The 18,678-nt window shown below is 48.0% G+C and carries 17 protein-coding genes and 2 pseudogenes; 1 reads left to right on the forward strand and 18 read right to left on the reverse strand.

From position 1 onward, the window contains the following. Positions 1-92: 92 nt before the first annotated feature. From A372_RS0106435 to coxB, 18 genes and pseudogenes are all read right to left on the reverse strand, one after another. Positions 93-1,079 (reverse strand): Gfo/Idh/MocA family protein, encoded by a 987-nt coding sequence (locus tag A372_RS0106435; RefSeq protein ID WP_019420007.1) that lies wholly within the window; start codon positions 1,077-1,079, stop codon positions 93-95. Between the two features lie 33 nt (positions 1,080-1,112). Next, positions 1,113-2,090: a Gfo/Idh/MocA family protein gene (locus tag A372_RS0106440; protein ID WP_019420008.1), complete on the reverse strand. Its 978-nt coding sequence runs from the start codon at positions 2,088-2,090 to the stop codon at positions 1,113-1,115. Positions 2,091-2,272: 182 nt separating this feature from the next. Then, positions 2,273-3,277, reverse strand: coding sequence for an iron-siderophore ABC transporter substrate-binding protein (locus tag A372_RS0106445; protein ID WP_026010930.1), 1,005 nt, complete (start codon positions 3,275-3,277; stop codon positions 2,273-2,275). 109 nt (positions 3,278-3,386) lie between these two features. Continuing rightward, positions 3,387-4,994 (reverse strand): helix-turn-helix domain-containing protein, encoded by a 1,608-nt coding sequence (locus A372_RS0106450; RefSeq protein ID WP_019420010.1) that lies wholly within the window; start codon positions 4,992-4,994, stop codon positions 3,387-3,389. A gap of 48 nt (positions 4,995-5,042) precedes the next feature. Beyond that, positions 5,043-5,183: pseudogene (locus A372_RS37205) on the reverse strand (DUF4358 domain-containing protein); the annotation flags it as partial. 115 nt (positions 5,184-5,298) lie between these two features. After that, complete coding sequence (locus A372_RS39020) at positions 5,299-5,736, reverse strand: DMT family transporter (protein ID WP_019420011.1); 438 nt, start codon at positions 5,734-5,736, stop codon at positions 5,299-5,301. Positions 5,737-5,829: 93 nt separating this feature from the next. Beyond that, a pseudogene (locus tag A372_RS38470) lies at positions 5,830-6,352 on the reverse strand (TetR family transcriptional regulator). A 617-nt stretch (positions 6,353-6,969) separates the two neighbouring features. Beyond that, positions 6,970-8,235 (reverse strand): ABC transporter permease, encoded by a 1,266-nt coding sequence (locus tag A372_RS0106470; RefSeq protein WP_019420012.1) that lies wholly within the window; start codon positions 8,233-8,235, stop codon positions 6,970-6,972. Further along, positions 8,228-9,133: an ABC transporter ATP-binding protein gene (locus A372_RS0106475; RefSeq protein ID WP_019420013.1), complete on the reverse strand. Its 906-nt coding sequence runs from the start codon at positions 9,131-9,133 to the stop codon at positions 8,228-8,230. The genes A372_RS0106470 and A372_RS0106475 overlap by 8 nt, the downstream gene beginning before the upstream one ends. After that, positions 9,130-10,035 carry an ABC transporter ATP-binding protein gene (locus A372_RS0106480; protein ID WP_019420014.1) on the reverse strand — a complete coding sequence of 302 codons (906 nt, stop codon included), beginning with the start codon at positions 10,033-10,035 and terminating at the stop codon, positions 9,130-9,132. The genes A372_RS0106475 and A372_RS0106480 overlap by 4 nt, the downstream gene beginning before the upstream one ends. Before the next feature lie 29 nt (positions 10,036-10,064). Then, positions 10,065-10,451 (reverse strand): GntR family transcriptional regulator, encoded by a 387-nt coding sequence (locus A372_RS0106485; protein ID WP_019420015.1) that lies wholly within the window; start codon positions 10,449-10,451, stop codon positions 10,065-10,067. Positions 10,452-10,501: 50 nt separating this feature from the next. Then, positions 10,502-11,230 (reverse strand): hypothetical protein, encoded by a 729-nt coding sequence (locus tag A372_RS0106490; protein ID WP_019420016.1) that lies wholly within the window; start codon positions 11,228-11,230, stop codon positions 10,502-10,504. Positions 11,231-11,888: 658 nt separating this feature from the next. Continuing rightward, the gene (locus A372_RS0106495) at positions 11,889-12,353 is read right to left on the reverse strand and encodes a DUF420 domain-containing protein (RefSeq protein WP_019420017.1); all 465 of its coding nucleotides are present in this window, start codon (positions 12,351-12,353) and stop codon (positions 11,889-11,891) included. Between the two features lie 84 nt (positions 12,354-12,437). Further along, entirely contained in the window at positions 12,438-13,346 is a 909-nt protein-coding gene (gene ctaG / locus A372_RS0106500; RefSeq protein ID WP_019420018.1) for a cytochrome c oxidase assembly factor CtaG, read from the reverse strand. 114 nt (positions 13,347-13,460) lie between these two features. After that, a complete protein-coding gene (locus A372_RS0106505) occupies positions 13,461-13,781 on the reverse strand; it encodes a cytochrome C oxidase subunit IV family protein (protein ID WP_019420019.1) in 321 nt (106 codons plus the stop codon). A 4-nt stretch (positions 13,782-13,785) separates the two neighbouring features. Continuing rightward, a complete protein-coding gene (locus A372_RS0106510) occupies positions 13,786-14,406 on the reverse strand; it encodes a cytochrome (ubi)quinol oxidase subunit III (RefSeq protein WP_019420020.1) in 621 nt (206 codons plus the stop codon). Beyond that, on the reverse strand, positions 14,403-16,253 hold the full coding sequence (gene ctaD / locus A372_RS0106515; RefSeq protein ID WP_051004472.1) for a cytochrome c oxidase subunit I: 1,851 nt from the start codon (positions 16,251-16,253) through the stop codon (positions 14,403-14,405). The genes A372_RS0106510 and ctaD overlap by 4 nt, the downstream gene beginning before the upstream one ends. Positions 16,254-16,315: 62 nt before the next feature. Further along, complete coding sequence (gene coxB, locus A372_RS0106520) at positions 16,316-17,389, reverse strand: cytochrome c oxidase subunit II (RefSeq protein WP_019420022.1); 1,074 nt, start codon at positions 17,387-17,389, stop codon at positions 16,316-16,318. Between the two features lie 500 nt (positions 17,390-17,889). Between coxB and A372_RS0106525 the strand changes: the two genes are divergently transcribed. After that, positions 17,890-18,663, forward strand: coding sequence for a hypothetical protein (locus A372_RS0106525; RefSeq protein WP_019420023.1), 774 nt, complete (start codon positions 17,890-17,892; stop codon positions 18,661-18,663). Positions 18,664-18,678: the final 15 nt, after the last annotated feature.

The following is an 18,678-nucleotide window of genomic DNA, read 5'->3' on the forward strand; positions in this document are numbered from 1 at the left end:
CTGGCTGACCTAATAATACGAAAGAGCATACCCGCAGCGGCATGCCCCTTAAATAAAGCTTTTATAATGCTCTATACCCTAAGCTCTCTGTACTATAACGCGACCGGCTGGCCCAGCTTCACGGATTCATACGCTGCAAGCGCCACCTGCGTGGAACGCAAGCCGTCTTCGCCCGTGACCGGCACCGGCTCGCCCTGCAGCAGCGCGCGGACGAAGTCCTTCACCATGTACGCATCCATGTCGTCGCCCCAATACGTCCACAGTCCTTTGCCCGCTTCATCGCTGTACAAATCGTTATGCTGCGCGAAGCCATCGACGGAAATAACCCCTTTCGTGCCGACAATCTCCATCGTCACATCGCCCCAAGTCGGGAACGATTTCGGACGCGACCAACTCGTATCAAGTGCGGCGAAGACGCCGTTCTCGAATTTGATGTGAACCATGCCGGCATCGTCCACCCCAAGGTCCTCTTGGAACAATGTAGCCGCATAAGCGTACACTTCGGTCACCTTGGACTGCAGCAGCCAATTCATCAGATCCATAACATGCACCGTATGGTCCATGACTGCCCCCCCGCCGGACAGCTGCTTGTCAATGAACCAGGAGCCTGGATTGCCGCCGTGATTCGTGCCTTTGATGGCGACGATATCGCCAATGTCGCCCCGCTCCACCGCTTCCTTGGCGCGGACAACCGCCGCCAAGTACCGGCATGGGAACGCTGTCATTAGTTGAACGCCGTTGTCCTTGCAGGCAGCAATCATGCGCTCCATCTCTTCCAGTGTCGTGCCGAGCGGCTTCTCGCAGAGCACATGCTTCTTAGCGTTAGCCGCATCGATTGCCATTTGCGCATGATGCGCATTCTCCGAACAAATAACGACGGCATCCACGTCCTGCGCGAGCAATTCGCGATAATCAGCAAAGTACGGCACCCCATATTCGCCGACGATGCTGTCAACGCGGCTGCGCACCTCATCGGCAATTCCGACGATTTGCACTTCAGGTATTTGTCTCAGGCTATGAAAATAGCTGTACGCATGTCCGTGCGCGAAGCTAATCATCCCTACCTTCAATCCTTTCATGTCACGAGCCCTCCCCCATTGAATTGCGGTTGCTTACAACAGAACCGCCTTGCCGGTGCGTATCGATTCCTGAGCAGCTGCTGCGATTTTGAGCGCCCTGCAAGCATCCCGCGCCGTTACAATCGGCTCAATGCCATCGCGAATGCATCCGATAAAGTGCTCCAGCTCCACTGTGTACGGATTGCGGTATCCCGGACTTTGCGGAATTTCAACGAAATTGCCTCCGTCCGCCTCCGCCTCGCTCTTACGAATTTGCAGCGATTGGGTCTTCAGGCTATCACTCTGTACCAGTCCTGCAGTACCGGCGAATTCCGCCGTATAGTGAAACGATCCGGGATATCCCCAGAATGCTTCCAAATTGGCAACGGCGCCGCTCTCAAAGACGAGCGTTACTAGCGCATAATCCATGTCGTCATCATATTTGTTCATGCCGTATACTGACTTGACCTCACCAAGCGCCCAACGCATGAAGTCGATGTCGTGCACCATCAAGTCAACGATGACGCCGCCACTTTTGTCCGCTTCCTTGTACCAGGATTTGACGTTGCCAGGGTGAGCGCCCACCCGTTTCGCGTTCGCGACACCGACTTTGCCTATCTGCCCGGCATCTATTTGATGCTTTATTTGCGCATATTCCGGGAAAAAGCGCACCACATGTCCAACGAACAACTGCACTCCGTTCGCTTCGCACACGCGGACCATCTCCTCGGCATCCTCCACATTCAGCGCAATCGGCTTCTCACAAATGACATGCTTTCCCGCTGCAGCAGCTTGAATGACAAGCTCTTTATGCAAATAACTCGGCACCGCCACACTAACAATGTCCGCTTCCACGGACGACATCATCGCATCGAACGAGGTGAACGCGGACGTTCCCGTCTGTTGCGCCAACGATTCCGCCAACTCGGGTACGATATCGCATACGCCGACCAGCTCGACGTTCGGCATTTTTGCAAACACAAGCGCATGCACGTGCCCCATGCCTCCGCAGCCAACAACCGCTATTTTCATATGTGACTCGCTCCTTGTCTGAATTCGACCTGCTAGAGCAATTCTATGCGCAGACCGTCGTTTCCTTCCCGGAACAAGTAAAATGTTCCACCTGAAGCAGAAAAAAACGAGTAGACCTTTGTCGTTGATGACAGGTTTACTCGTTAGCGGATGAGCGCATGCTCATCCTCATTCCACATATATTATTCAAAGCGCTTCATAATATCGTCCAGCAGCAAGTTTGCTGCTTTGATGCCGCCTGCGGTATTCCAGATCGTTTCGTTCACCTGGAATACTTGGTTCGTCTTGGTGACATTCAAGCTTTTGAAGACGGGGCTATCCATCCATTTCTTCGCATTGTCAGACACTTCCGTCTGTCCTTTCGATTCAGAAATCCAGTAGAACAAAATATCGCCGTCCATTTCATTCATTCCCTCTTCCGACAAAAACTCGGCGAAGTTGTCCTTGTCCTGCGAAGCCGGACGAGCCATGCCAAGCTGATCGAGCAGCACGCCGCTGAAGGTATCCTTCTGGTAAATTTGAACACCTTTCATCGAGAATTTGACCACCGATACTTTCGTCGCCGTCTTCGAACCGAGCTTCGCTTTCGCGTCGGCCACACGCTGGTCGAACTCCGCCATAACCTTTTCGCCTTCGGCCTGCTTGTTCAACGTCTCGGCATACAGGTTGAAGTTCACCTTCCACTGACCGGACAGCTCCTCGGAAAATACGGTCGGCGCAATCTTCGCCAATTGATCGTAAATTTTTTCATGACGCACTTTGTTCCCGATAATCAAATCGGGGTTCAGCTCGAGAATCGCTTCAATGTTCGGCTGGCTCTCATAGCCAAGATCCTTAACCCCTTGCATTTCATCTTTAATATGATCGTGCCATGGCTCGCCTTCCCATGATTGAATGGCTCCAACCGGCTTCACGCCCAACGCAAGCAATGCTTCAGTGCCTTCATTGGTCAAAATGACGACACGCTGCGGCGTTCCCTTTATTTTCGCTGCACCCATAGCATGTTTGATCTCCCGCACATCATCTGCCTTCGGGGCAGCGGTGTCCGCAGCAGCTGGGGCAGATGCAGATGACGGCTGCACCTCGTTCGGCTTGCTTCCACACCCCACGAGTACAAGCACTATAGCTGCAAGCAACATGCATGTCATTTGATTTCGAGTCAGACTAGATCCCCTTCTTCTTTTCATCTCTATAAGCCTCCATACTGTTAATGATAATCATTATCAATGATTATTGTATAGAGAAACGCCCAGCTTATCCATACACTGCATTGCCCGTTTTATATGGAGGCTATTATCACCTGCATTGCTGCTGAAAATATTTCACGCTTTCCCGAATCATATGCGCCCGGCCGAACGGCCCCCACGGATCCCATTCGAAGCTATCCGGAACATAGACCCGGTTCTCTCGGGCAGCACGTAATTCCCTCCATAAAGGATTGCTCTGCAATTTCATCACATCATCCCGTTGGCTCCAGAGAATAATTATCCTTTCTGGGTTCAATTCAACCAACTCGGAAAGCGCAATACATTTGTAAAAGGAGTGCGTCACCTCGGCTTCCGGTTGAAATCCGAAACTGCCGTAAAACAAATCATTGATGGCATGTCCGCTAATCCCTTGTATCCGCAAATCATTTTCATGAATACGAACGATGGTCCATTTGCCAGTGCGGGTTATCGGCCTCAATATCTCTTTAGCCTGTTCCTCCATGTAAGCGATGTTGCGGATGACCGCTTCCGCTTCCTGCTCCTTGCCGACCATCTTGGCGATATAACGCTGATAGCCATGCCAGCTGTCAAAGCCGTCAAAGCTTATCGTATTGGCAGTCATGTCGGTCCATACTTGATTATCTTGATTGAGCTTGAAGTTCATCTTGAGAATATAATCAGGCGCCATCATTAGAACTTCGCGCGGGTGAATATGCTGTTCCGCATTCAGAGGCTTCGTGCCGTGAAGAAGATGATGCAGATAGACCGGGAAGCCAGATGCCGTCGAGCAATAATTCGGAAAAGACGGCGCGGCGATTGGCTTGATGCCTAAAGCAAGCAAATGATCCTGCAGGAACAGCTTGCTCACGATGGCTATTCGTTGCCCGTATTTTTTTACATAAATGGTCGGAGATAATCCGGCCGATTTTTTGAAGACGCGGCTAAAATATAGCTCGTCTTGAAATCCGACGCCCTGAGCGACATCTTTAATAGAATGGTTCGACATGGCCAGCAAGTCCTTGGCCCGCTGCACGCGCACATTGGTCAAATATTCGCCTGGTGTCATCCCCGTCTTTCGTTTGAAGGCACGGCAATAAGAGCTCGATGTCATGCCGGCCATGTCAGGCAGCTTGCCTACCTTCACTCTCTCCATATAATGCTGTTCCATGAAGTCAATCGTGCGCTGGATCGACTCATTCCGATTCTGTTTCTGTGATTCATAATCCGAATGAAGGACATAGAGAAGCTCATACAACATCGCCTGTCCACGCAGCCATGCCCCATGCCCCCGCTCCAGCATCGATTGCTCAAGCTGCTCCAACACAGATAAGACCGTAACTTGAGCCACGATAAGGAACGCAATAGGCCGGGATTCCCCATGCTGCGGATCAGCTGGCTTGATGCAAATATTTCGCTCCGGGACAGGCAGCTTGACTTCGATGTATTGCAACAGGAAGAAATGAACATCGTTGTCTTGCGCAGCACTTGCTTCGATGAACATGCCCGGTTGAAGCATGAAGCATGCTCCGGGTTCGATATCATGCGGCGTATCATCGATCAACACGGTGCCGCTGCCCTTAGTTATATAACACAGCGCTACCGTATGCGGCCGGATCGGTCTTAGTCTGAAGCCTGCTTGAAAACTATGTCTTTTGCACGAAACAAGAGCGTAGGAGAATTCGAACGGTGCTCTCATCCTATTCACTTCCTAACCCGGGCGCGCCGGAATATACAACATTCTTCATCACTTAAGAGCTTCATCAAATGCGCCTTCAATTATAGCAGCATCTTTTGATACGACGAACAAAATATAGTTATCTTTCATTTTTAACACGTGCTTCTCGATTAGAAAGTACTCATCTGGAAGATATCCTTTAAATTTTCTTGGTCCTCCTCCGTTCCAAAATTGTGTTTAGAATTCTTAAGGATTTACTGCAATACCTCTCTCTACCGTTTCTCCACGCTCTTTCATCTCTTCTTTACTCTATATGAAATGTAGGTTAAGAGACTGCTTTTAGTCCAGTCACACCGACGACAATGATAATGAGACTTATGATTCGCCCAATGCTCTTTGACTCGTTGAAAAAAATCATATTTACTAGCACCGCACCGGCTGTTCCAATGCCAATCCATACGGCATAGGCTACACTTAACTGAAGATAATTAAGAGCTGCGTAGAGGAAGGCAAAAGATGAACCGAACCCTCCAAAGATAAAAATGTCCATCAGGGCAGTACCCACTGTACCTGCTGCTGCAAAAATCGCATAAACTGTACCTGTTGGTAATGTTTCGCATCCTTTAGACAGAAAATAAAAATCTGCGATAATAATGACGCCAACGACAGCCCAGTGCCACCATATTGTTGCCACGTTAAATCCATAAACCCAAAATAATTCGAATAAACAAGTTAAAAAGACATAAATCCAAGCCTTTTTCATAAATAATCACTATAATACCAAAATAATCTAATATAAATGAATATCAGTCATTTTTATTTTAAAAAAAATATTGAACATACCCAGTAACTGTATTTATTTTTTAAAGAGTGATCTTTTGATGAAGTCATAGGTCTCCGCCTTAACTATAACCACAGTATTATCCTGATCGAGCCCTATATAAAATCGTTCAGCTGCATTTTCAATAAGATTGATAATCATTTTTGCCGTTCGTTCTACATTAATATCACCAATAATCTCGTTATCATTGATGGCTTTGTTTAATATAGCTTCAAACCAATGATAATAGGGGCGATATATCGATTCCCATTTCTCCATTGAATGATCTATAGCAAGGCCGGAATAACAAAGGACAATAATGTCTTTGTACGAAGCTGTTATGCTAAAGGTCTCGTCAATCACAACTTCTAAGACGTCTCAAAAGTCTTCTCTCCCTTGAGCCTTTTTTTGATGAGAAATATAAATAAAAGGTTCCCTGTGCGATTCCAGCTTTCTGAGCGATATCTGAAATGGAAGTATTATCAAGCCCTTTCTCAGAAATAATGTCACTGGCGGATTTTAAAATTTTATCGTATTTTCCATCAGAGCTGCTTGCCACATCATCAACCTCCTGTTTTTAAAAATGAATGACGATCATTCATTTTATAGCAACACACATTTAATGTCAAAACGAGATGTCTTTAGGTTTGGTATTGTTTAATTTATTTATTGCCTATGTAGGGATTGGGCTTGCCGTTTAGGAGGAATTAGTGACGCGTTCATTAAGCCGGCAGTTATCACTTATATAGCGGATAGTCTTCATTGGAAAACAGAGCTAAAGTATTGGGATATCAAGCTAAAGACATAGCCGTTATTATATCCATAGGTTCTATTTTGGGAGTGGCAGCACAAATTGTGTTCTTTGAAAAGTAAAATTGGCGGGTGAAAATCAAGGATTTGTTGCAGGTGAATTCTACGGAATTATATTGATTGGTTAGCGCAAAACACCGCTCGAAAACTCGAGCGGTGTTTTGCGATTTAAGTAAACTTAAATATAACAACAAGGGCTACCCATTTTTGAAATTTAAGTTAAGTCCACTACTAAACCCTTGATCCATCAACATTTCTGACGAATCAAGGGCCCATCCTTGTCTCAAACATGTATTGTAAATAGTCTCATTTATTAACCAAATTAGTCTCAACTATAGCCGCTACTCACACTTAACCACATCGACCTTAAATTTTGTACGCCTTCATCGCCTTGCGAATTTCTTTCCATGAAGGGCGCTTGCCGTACATGAGCACGCCAGTGCGGTATATCTTCGCGGACAGCCAGCCGAAGAAAACGACCGACACGAGCATAATCAGGACGCCGACCCAGAATTCCCACCATGCCGAGTTGCCGATTCCAATCCTCAGCAGCATCGACGTTGGTATGAAGAACGGGATGTAGGAGGTGACTTTCACCAGCATCGAGTTCGGCGTAGATACGCTGAAGATCGCGATGTAGAAAGCAGCCATTGTCAGCATCGTAATTGGCATAATCGCCTGCGCCAAGTCTTCCGTACGGCTCACGATCGAGCCGACTGCGGCGAACAACGTTGCGTAAAGGAAGTATCCCAAGACGTAGAGCAGCAATCCCCCGCCTACTACCGACCAATCAATCATGGAAATGTCGAAGTTAAGCTCCTTGAGCGGGCCTGCATTGTGCGGCAGCATCAGGTTCAAAAGAACGACCGCAAGGAAGATTCCAATCTGCAGCAATCCTAGCAGGAACATGCCGATGATTTTACCGAACATTTGCGCAAGCGGCGACACGCTCGTAATGAGAATTTCCATAATGCGCGAGCTTTTCTCCTGTGTTACCTCGGATGCAATCATGTTGCCGGTCATCGTATTGGTCATGAACAAGAGGACGATAAGCACCATGACGACCACAATGGATATGCCTTTGTTCGCAGGGTTCTCTTCCGCTTCTTCTCCTGCCTTTGCAATCGTCTTCGAGTCTAGCGAGACCGGCTTGCTCAGCTCCGCGATTTGTTCCGGAGTAAGTGAATCTTTCACGAGCCACTCTGTCTTAATTAACGTCAACGCGTTCGTCAAGACCGACTGTTTTTCCATCCCAAGTTCATCTTCCCCGTGATATACAACCTTCGGGAACGACCCGGCTTGCTCTTCTTCCAATGTTAAATAGCCTTCTATCTTGCCGTCTTCCACCTGCTTGTTCAGCTCTGCTTCGGAAGTATTAGCGTAAGGAACGATTTTGAGATCACTCTTCTCTTGTTTCGCAAAATACTGCTCCAGCGACTGCTCGATTTTCGTATCCTTTCCTTGCATCAGTCCAATGGAAGTCGGCTCGTCACTCGAAAACAATGAAATGATGTAAGGCAAGTTCACACCTAAACTAATGATGAGCGCCAAAATAATCGTCGTGACGAAAAAAGCTTTCGTCATCATCTTCGTGCGCAGCGTAAATCCGATTACGGTCCGTACATTATGCATTTGATTCACTCCCAACCGCCTTAATGAAGATTTCGTTCAATGTCGGCTCCTTCAGCTCGAACTGCTGTACGTTCACTTGCGCCATTGCCGTCTGCAAAATATGCTGAGCAGCTCCTTCGTCGGTAATGCGGAGACGGTATCCATCATCTGTCCGCTGCACATCACTCACGCCTGCAATGCTCTGCAGACCTTCCACCGCTCCACTCGTGCGCAAGACGACATGCTCACGCGGATAACGGGACTTCAAATCGCGAAGCGAACCTTGCAGGACCGCTTTTCCTTTTTGCAAAATAGTCAGGTTGCGGCACAATTCCTCGACATGCTCCATCCGGTGCGTCGAGAACAGAATGCTCGTGCCTTGATCGCGCAGCTCCTTGACCGTCTCCTTCAACAGCTCCACGTTCACGGGATCAAGACCGCTGAACGCCTCGTCCAGAATGAGCAGCTTCGGTTTATGAACAATGGAAGCGATAAAGCCGATTTTTTGTTGGTTCCCTTTGGAGAGCTCTTCAATTTTCTTATTATAATTTTCCGGAACGTTGAATCGCTCCAGCCAGTACTTCAGGTTGCTGTCAGCATCTTTGCGTGACATTCCACGCAGCTGGGCCAAATAAGTAACCTGCTCACTTACCTTAATCTTCGGATACATCCCGCGCTCCTCTGGCAAATAGCCGAAAATTCGGGATAAACCGCTATGGAATGGTTTGCCGTCATATTGGATAGTTCCCCCATCAGGATAAATGAGTCCGAGCACCATCCGCATCGTCGTCGTCTTGCCGGCCCCGTTCGCCCCGAGCAACCCGTACATTTCGCCCTCTTCCACATCAAAGCTAAGACCATTAACGGCGGTCTTGTCACCGTATTGCTTGACGACTTCTTGTAATTGTAACGGCTTCATCGACTTGTAGCTCTCCCTTCGTTATTCAGCTCAATCAAATAGGCTAATATATCATCCAGCTCCAGACCTTTGGTCTGCAGTGTGGGTATATCATTCTCCTGCAAAAAAGCCTCAAGCTGGGCCGCATCCTTCGCAATGAGACGTACGCCATACCGCTCCTGAATCGCCTTCGCCAGGCCAGGAATGCGGTCATAATCTGCAGCATCGCCATCAACGAGGAACTCTTTCCAAGCGTCGAACATCGCATCCTTCTCAACCATTTGCAGCACCTGCCCCTTATTCATGAACAGGATATAATCTGCAAGGCGTTTCACTTCTTCAATAATGTGTGTAGCGATAACAATCGAACGCTGACCATCCTGCAAATAGCGGTGCATGTCCTCGATCATCATGCGCCAGGATAATGGATCCAAGCCTGACGATGGCTCGTCGAGCAGCAGCAATTCAGGCTGGGGGCTCATGGCGATAATCAAGTCCAGCTTTCTGCGCATCCCCTTCGACAGTTTGCTCAGCTTCTGCTTCGGCGGGATTTCGTATTTCGCCATATAATGCTGATAAAATTGCCAATCCCACTTCGGATACCACTGTGCCGTAAATGTAGCCAGCTGATCTGCCGTCAAATCGCTATCATCCGGATTCGGATGTTCACCGACGAATCCGATGCGTGCTTTCAGCGCGGCATCGTACTCTGGTTGAACCTTCTCTTGAAAGATGGTGATGCTTCCTTGCTCCGGGTGAACGAAGCCCATGCACATGCTTAACAACGTCGTCTTCCCCGAACCGTTCGTGCCGACAATCGCCGTGACACAGCCTTGCGGTATGTGGATATTTAGCGGACCTATTTTTATATTTTCCCGCGTCTTCACAATATCTTGCAATGTAATGACGTTGCTCTCCTCCACTTGAGTTCCCCTCCTTTCTCCAAATGGACTCAATGCCATTTTCGTAGAATTACTTCTTGCATCAGCTGCTCTAATTCCTCTTTCGTTATATCGACGCGCAGCGCGGCATCAACCGCTTCTTCCAATGCTTGCTCAACGGCTTGCCGCCGATAACGAGCACGCTCTTCCGCATGAACCTGTGCGACAAACGTTCCCGTCCCCTGCTTCGTCCGGAGCAATCCTTCGCTTTCTAAATCTTGATACACCCTTCTTACCGTAATCACGCTGCATTGCAGTTGATTGGCGAATTCGCGTATGGACGGAAGAAGCATACCCTCTTCAAGATGGCCGCTCAAAATGAGCGCTCGAAGCTGGTATGTAATTTGCGCATACAGCGGTTCCGAACTGTTATCATTGATTTGAATGGGCATAAACACCGCTTCTCACCACCTCCTGCTATATGGTTTTCTGCTCATTGCCATACGCGCTATACCAAATCTCGCTTACGAATCGCATTCTTTATCCTGACGATACCGAGCGTCAACACTTGTGTAATCAGACCCAATGCAAGAATGCCGCCTAACCAAGGGTAATATTTTGCGACATACACGATCGTCAGAACAAAGCTTCCACCAGATAGAGCAATAGCTATGGCGAGAGCGGTAGTGAAGGCAATTATAATCAACGACCTCTTAAAATATTTGCTGCCGCTGTAGCTCATCTCCATAATAATGAACATCATATTAATAATCATAGAAAATGCAATGAGCATGAACGCAAAGGCGATTATGGATACCGGCGCCAGCTCTGCTCTCAACGCGGGACTGAAAATAACCTGGACGGCAATGAATAGGGTCATGTTCAACACAAATGCAACGAGCATCATCATGATGCGTGATAAGGCAATCGTATGAATGTCAATCGGCAAGGTGCGCAGCTTCACCATCCATTTCGTATATGAATCTTCCTGAATGTAACGCATCGAGCGGCGTGAAAAGAAAAACCCCATATTGGGCAGCGTAATCAAATAAACAAAGTCCAACGTTCCGCTTAAAAATCGATGCATCTCTCCGACTTCACCCAATACGCCATTCATCATGAACATGCTCGTTACGCTCATGTACATATTGAACAGCAGCGTCGTAATCAATCCCCACTTGAAGCGTACGAGATCATTTTTGACAAGCGCCCATGCTTGTTTATATTGATTGCCCAATGTTTATCCCTCTTTCTACAACGGATTCAGCTCCGTATGTATGTGCAACGCGCCACACTTGCTGTGCTGAATATCATGCATACTGTGTTCACTGTGCTTACTGTATATATCTTTATATACAGTATAATCACTATGCTGTTTTATTGTCAATATCTTAGAAAACCTTTATCGAGGCTTGAAAATGGGCAACCGAGATTGAGACAGGTTTGGGTTTTATCGCTGACTCTTCATCATGAACGACAAGTTCCGCTCTTGCTAGTTGCTCGTTCAGACTTACCAGGGATTCTCTTCATCCGTCTCTTTGCTTCATTCTCCCCTTTCATCAGGAGGCGCCACGCCCAATGACGGCTCTGATTAACTGCGAACATGATCGGCCGCTTCATGGCATGGTATACGAAACGACATGTTCTTATTCTCGGTGTTATCCCTCCTGACTATATGGGAGAATGGAGCTAAGGGCCATTACAAAGGAAGCTCGACATTGTGTTTTCGTTTGATAGGAAAATGGCGGCTGCCATTCTGAATGAAAGGTAGAGTGTAGCAAGGGATGGAACAGAGTTATCTTCTCCGGAAAGGACAACGTGACGTGAACATAAAAAAACCGTCCCGCCGTGAACGCATCACAGCAGGACGGATTTTACGCAGAATCGTTATGGTATTACAGACCAAAAATCGCATCGATGACCGGCTTGGTATGACCGCCCGGATACAGTAAATACAGCAAGCTATATACCGTTACCCCCGTAATTGCCGTCGCAAACCAAATGATAGATGTGATTTTCCCCAGCTTGCGGTGTGTTTTAAACCGCGATTTGAAACCAGTATACAGCGTTACAAGACCGAATACGGCTGCAACCGTCGCCAGTACGATATGAAATAGCAGGAAGACCAAATAGAAAACTTTCAGGTCATCCGGGCCTCCCCATGCCGTATTGCCGACAAAAATCGTCCGGGATACATAAATAATAAAGAACAGAAGTGCCGCCACGGCCGCCGCCACCATCGTTTTCTTATGCTGCTCCCGTTTGCCTTTGATGATTTGCGCCCAACCGATAGCAACGAGAATCGCACTGATGGCGATGAACGATGTGCTTACCGCGGGCATCAAATTATATAAATCCACGAAAGTAACGCCCTCCTCAACTCATTCAACAAGGTGCTTCATGCTATCCCTTGCGCTAGTCTTCGTTATCATTATAAAGGATTTCTACGAGTTCATCTGCCCCTCTGGCATCAATTCCACAAAATCGTCATCATCTTTGCCTTCTCTGCGGAACCAATGCACGAAGACATATCCGAGTATACAGCCGTACATCGTCTCTTGAATCAGCTTCATGAGAATGCCCCCCAACTGCTGATCCTCAAGCGGATTGAACCAGTTGAAAAATTCCGGCCCGTCGAACGCCGCCAGCATAGCTGCCGGATCCCCTGAAATGCAGTATCCCATCGCTTCAACCCAGGCATCCTTGTCCACATAAGTGGCGAACAACGGATCACTTGCAAAAATGATGAGTGCACAGGCTGGTGTGATGAGAAGTCCGTTCAGAAAAATGTAGCCCATCTTCTTCACATCGGCTAGGGTGTTCCACTCGGGAACCGGGGCGACGACCCACCACCACATGAGCGTCGATGCAATGAACAACACAATATAGTAGATGATATGTTCTGTGTAATGTGTCATGACATAGTCGTGCACGACAGGCACATGATAGAAAGAGAACAGTACATTGAACAGCACTGCGCTCAATATAGGGTGAGTGAACTTTTTCAATCGTCTAAGCGGCTTCCGATCAAGCAGGTAACGCCATAGCCAGCCCGGCACGGACAACAAAATGAGCGGCGGCACGATAATATATGATATGGCCATCATGAGCATATGAAACGTAAACATCATATGGCTCATCATGTTAATGGGTCCGCCTTGGGCGAGATACAGGAGCAGTACGCCCGTGCTAAACATCACTTTCTGCTTCACAGATACCGGCTCTGAATTAGCAAAGCGATCTCGAAACGGCCCTGTCACCCCAAGATACAAAATGATGACGAGCACCGAAGAGACAAGAAACAACGGACTCCACACATCATACAAACTGAAGTATTTCGTTAAACCGAACATGAACGTTCATTCCCTTCTCTCGTTGGCGCCACCATTTCGCCACATTTTGTCCCATTATGGAAAAAGAGGCGACGCTAAATGCGTCCCCTCTTGTGCAGCATGTCTTGCCTTCGCTTACCACCATACCCAGTATACGGACATGACAATTGCTGTAAAGGCAATGATAACTCCGCCTATCATAAATACAATTGGCAGCACATGACCTTTATCTTTCATGTGCATCCAATACGACATTTGAATAACAACTTGCAGTACCGCCATAACAAGAAGCAGGATTACCGTAAACGTCGGGTTCACTTCGCCTACCGAGGCTACGGTTACAAAAGCGATTAACGTTAACACGATGGAGAAGATAAAAGCTATAATATGCTTCTGTTTACCTTCATGTCTATGACGGCGTTTCGAGTTGTCCGGTGCCATATCATGTGCTGTCATTCGCTTAGCCCACCTTTCCCATTAAATAAACGACGGTAAAGATGAATACCCATACGACGTCGATAAAATGCCAGTAGATAGCCGACACATACACCTTCGGCGCCGTTACGAGGTTCAGTCCTTTTTTGCGAACTTGTGCAATCAGAATCGAAATCCACGCCACACCAAATGCCACGTGAGCCCCGTGAAATCCAACTAACGTATAGAAAGACGAACTGAAGGCGCTTGTCGTAAACGTATGGCCTTCATGCACATATTCAACAAACTCGTAAATTTCCATACCGAGAAAGCAGAAACCAAGAATAACGGTTACGATAAGCCAGTTAAGCATCGCTTTGACTTCCTTGCGATGCATCGCCTGAATGGCGAACACACTCGTTAAGGAACTGACCAGCAAAATAGCGGTAACTGTAGCAATCATCGGCAGTTTGAACAGTTCGGCTGCAGAAGGCCCGTCACCGATTTGGTTGCGGAGCGCTAGGAACGTAGCAAACAATGTGCCGAACAGTACCGCTTCCCCACCAAGGAACAGCCAGAAGCCGATCACCTTATTGCGGCCTTCTAAAGTCGCTTTTTCCGGCTCGTGAGGCCATTGGTCATCTACGTGATGTGCAGGCGCGCTCATGCTTTAACCCCCTTCTGCTCCAACTCTTCCGGTTCAATATGATAGCCATGATCATCTTTAACCGAGCGCAGGAACATGCAGCCGAATGTAATCAGCAAGCCGAACGCTGCGATAAGATGATTGCCGAACAAGAAGTTCAATGCCGTGTTGCCGAAGTCATCCTTCGCGAACATAAAGCCGAAGCCTGCTACGAACAAGCCGACGGACATCATGAACGGCAGAATGGATGGGGACGGCATATGAATCGAACCAACCGGCTCAGCGGCAGGCATTTCTGTATTGCCTTCCATTTTTTCTTTCCACCAAGCATCATAACCACGCACAAGCGGAGTCTGCTTGAAGTTGTATTCCGGCACCGGAGATGGGATCGTCCACTCCAAGGTGCGTCCGTCTCCCCAAGGATCGTTGCCCAAGTTCTTCGGCTTCGTCGACGTAATGACGACATTGACTAGGAACAAGATAACACCGACACCCATCATGATAGCACCGATCGTGCTGACCAAGTTCATCTTATCGAAGCCTTGGTTAGGCAAGTACGTGAAGACACGGCGCTGCATACCAAGCAAGCCCAAGAAGTGCTGGATAAAGAATGTCAGTTGGAATCCAATCCAGAACAACCAGAATGTTACTTTGCCCAATGGTTCATTAAGCATGCGGCCGAACATCTTCGGCCACCAGTAGTGGAGACCTGCGAACAGCCCGAGTACGAGACCGCCTACAATCGTGTAATGGAAGTGCGCTACGACGAAATACGTGTCATGGAATTGGAAGTCGGCCGGCGCGGATGCCAACATGACCCCTGTTACGCCCCCCATAACGAACGTTGGAATGAAGCTGATCGCGTACATATTCGCCGCTGTGAATTGAATCGAACCGCCCCACATTGTAAATAGCCAGTTAAATATTTTAATCCCCGTCGGTACCGCAATCAGCATCGTCGCGATGGAGAACAACGCGTTCGCTACCGGACCGAGGCCGACGGCAAACATGTGATGCGCCCAAACCATGAAGCCCAAAAATCCGATCAGCACCGTAGCAAATACCATGGAGCTGTAACCGAACAGACGCTTGCGCGAGAACGTGCTGACCACGTCGGAGATAATCCCGAACGCCGGAAGAATGAGAATGTATACTTCCGGGTGACCGAAAATCCAGAATATATGCTGCCATAATACCACGTTACCGCCATTCGGCACATAGAAGAAGTTCCCGCCGAAGAGACGATCGAACATCAACAGAATCAAGCCTACCGTAACGGCAGGGAAAGCGAACAAGATCAATGCGGACGTAATGAATGACGCCCAAGTGAACATCGGCATGCGCATGAAGGACATTCCTGGCGCGCGCATGTTGATAATGGTTGCAAGGAAGTTAATACCGCCTATTAGAGTACCGAGACCGGATATCTGCAACCCTATCGTATAAAAGTCAACTCCGTGCGAATTGCTGTAATCCACCGACGCGAGCGGAAGATAGGAAGTCCAGCCCGCATCAGGCACGCTGCCGATAAGCCAGCTCAGGTTCAGGAGGATCCCCCCGAAGAAAAATGTCCAGAACCCCAGCGCGTTCAGGAACGGGAACGCAACGTCACGTGCGCCAATCTGCAGCGGAACGATGACATTCATCAATGCAAGAATAATCGGCATGGCGCCTAGAAAAATCATCGTCGTGCCATGCATCGTAATCAGCTCGTTGAACGTCTGAGCGTCAACGAAATCATTCATTGGTTTAATCAATTGAATCCGGATTAAGATAGCCTCAATACCACCTATCCCGAAGAACAATGCTCCGGCTAAAAGGTAGAGAATACCTATCTTCTTATGGTCGACCGTCGTCAGCCAATCCATAATGCCGCGATGACGCTTCACCGTGTGAGCCAAGGTCGTTACCTCCCCTAGAAGATGCTATACTATTGCTTATTGAATTCTTTCAAGGACTCTAACTTGTACTCCGCCAAGTACTTCACAATGCCATCCAGTTCTTCTTCTGACAACTGTTCTTTGAACGCAGGCATCGTGTTGCCCGGCTTAACCTTTTGCGGTTCTGTAATCCATTGGCGTAAATGTTCTTCTACAACCGCTTGCTCAATGGGTTCATCCGCCGTTTCGCGATTAAGCATAATTCCAGCAACAGCCTCGCGGCTGCCGAAGCCCTTCAAGTTCGGCCCAAGAGCTGGCGCATTGTCAATTGCATGGCAAGTCAAGCAGTTCTGCTTGAAGCTTTCAGCAACTTTCAGGTCACCTTCAAATGCTTTCGGTTCAGCTTTCATCTCAGCTACCCATGCCTTGAACGTTTCTTCGCTTACAGACTTCACTTTAAACTCCATCAATGCGTGCGATTGTCCGCAGAATTCCGCACACTTGCCTCGGTAGAGACCTGCCTCGTAAGCCTCGATGAACATCTTGTTCACATTGCCTTGGGGATTGGTATCCATCTTACCGGCAAGAGCTGGAACCCAGAAGGAGTGAAGCACGTCTGCAGTTCTCAATTCGATTGCAATCTTTTTGCCTTTCGGTATAACGAGATCGTGGGCCGTATTAATACCTAAGTCAGTATATTCGAACTCCCACCAGAATTGATGACCGGTTACCTTCACATTGACTGCATCCGGGTCGCCGCTGTAATCCTCGGCAAATGCAAAAACGTATTTCACAGTCGGTACAGCCAGAATGATAAGGAGAAGAATCGGAATTACTGTCCAGATCACTTCCAGCTTGTGGTTCCCTTCGATTTGTTTCGGTATTTCCTCTTGTCCTGGCCGTCTGCGGTAACGAATGACGACATAAATTGCAATCCCAAAGACGGCGACGACAACAATCGTCATAATCGTAATCGCCAACAGCATCAGATCAAACTGCTTGTCTGCAACCGGCCCTTGCGGGTTGAGAGTAGACAAATCCGAGCGACCACAAGCGCTTAGGAGCAAGACGAGCCCGGCAAACAACGGAAGGAGTCTCTTCACTGCATGCCACCGTTTCATCATTGATCAACCCCACTTTGTACATTTTCGCTGATTACCTCATCTCATGCCCTTGCGGACCTCTCGTGGCATATGCGCGTTCATGGTGAGTGAACATATGCTCCTGCTTGCCCCACGGAAAGCCCAGATTGGCCGTGTCTAACATACGAGTTCCTTGGATAAGGTCATATGCGCATGCAGATCCGGCCGGTCAGATCGAGTCACCGGCTCTAGCACGGATGTTGTAATCCTGTCAATTAACACAATCACTTACCTAAATATAATTTCCATAATTTTATTTGTCAATGTTTCCCGGGGAGTTCACAAAGTGTTCAGATTCTAAAATTGCCGCGTCATATCAATGTTTGTAATCGGTTACAGACGACAAAACATATTTGAACATTGTGTCGAAGGACGTCATTTTCTGTAAATTCGCCATCGTTTTCTAATATCCTTCTTTACTGCCTGCATACTTATCACGATTTTTCAGAAAAATAATGTGAACTGTTAAGGAGGGATAAGCCATGTTTTCAAACCGCGTTCATAATTCAGACAACTCAAAACGCCGCGTTCACTCTTTTGTCACAATTGCCGCAATCATGATTTGTTCCAGTTTACTCTTTACCGGCTGTGCCGGGGCCCGCACTGAGCTGTCAAAATCACCAGACGGCAACACGAAGGGAAATTATGCAGACCGAAAGATCAAGCCGTCTCAAACGGCAAAATCGATGCAGTCCTCATCCCAATCAGATAAAAAGGAAAATCGATACCGTGCTCAAAGCGGGCAACAGCCGCACCGATTGGACGGTTCCAATGGACATAACCTCTCTACGATGTTCATCAATCGTCCTGTAAGCAACGCAGTCGGTAATATCGACGGTGTCGCGGTTGCTTACGTACTGCAGCTGCACGATAATGCTTATGTCTCCCTCACGCTAGATGGCGCCGGGCTTGGCACGAGCGGACGCGGGGATAAAGATACGCGTGAGCAGCAAGGCATCGGACGGATTGAAACGAGCTGGCAAATGGAGCAAGAAGCGAAGGGCAATCCTCCGCGCTTCGTGACACCAACCAGTCCGATGCGTACGCTGAAGCGAAGCGACGACTTGGCCGATGAATTTATACACACGATTGATGTGCTTATTCGAGAGCGCGCTCCGGAAGTAAAGCACGTCTACATTAGCGCAAATATGGACTTGTTCAATGCCCTGACCCCATACATTATGAAGGCCTATCCGGATGAATCGCTTCAGTGGGCGCAGGATGATATCATGCATCATATTCGCCGCTACTTGTAATCAATTATTTCCTAT

Origin of the sequence: Paenibacillus sp. OSY-SE, assembly GCF_000283315.1 — a bacterium.
Lineage (GTDB): Bacteria > Bacillota > Bacilli > Paenibacillales > Paenibacillaceae > Paenibacillus_B > Paenibacillus_B profundus.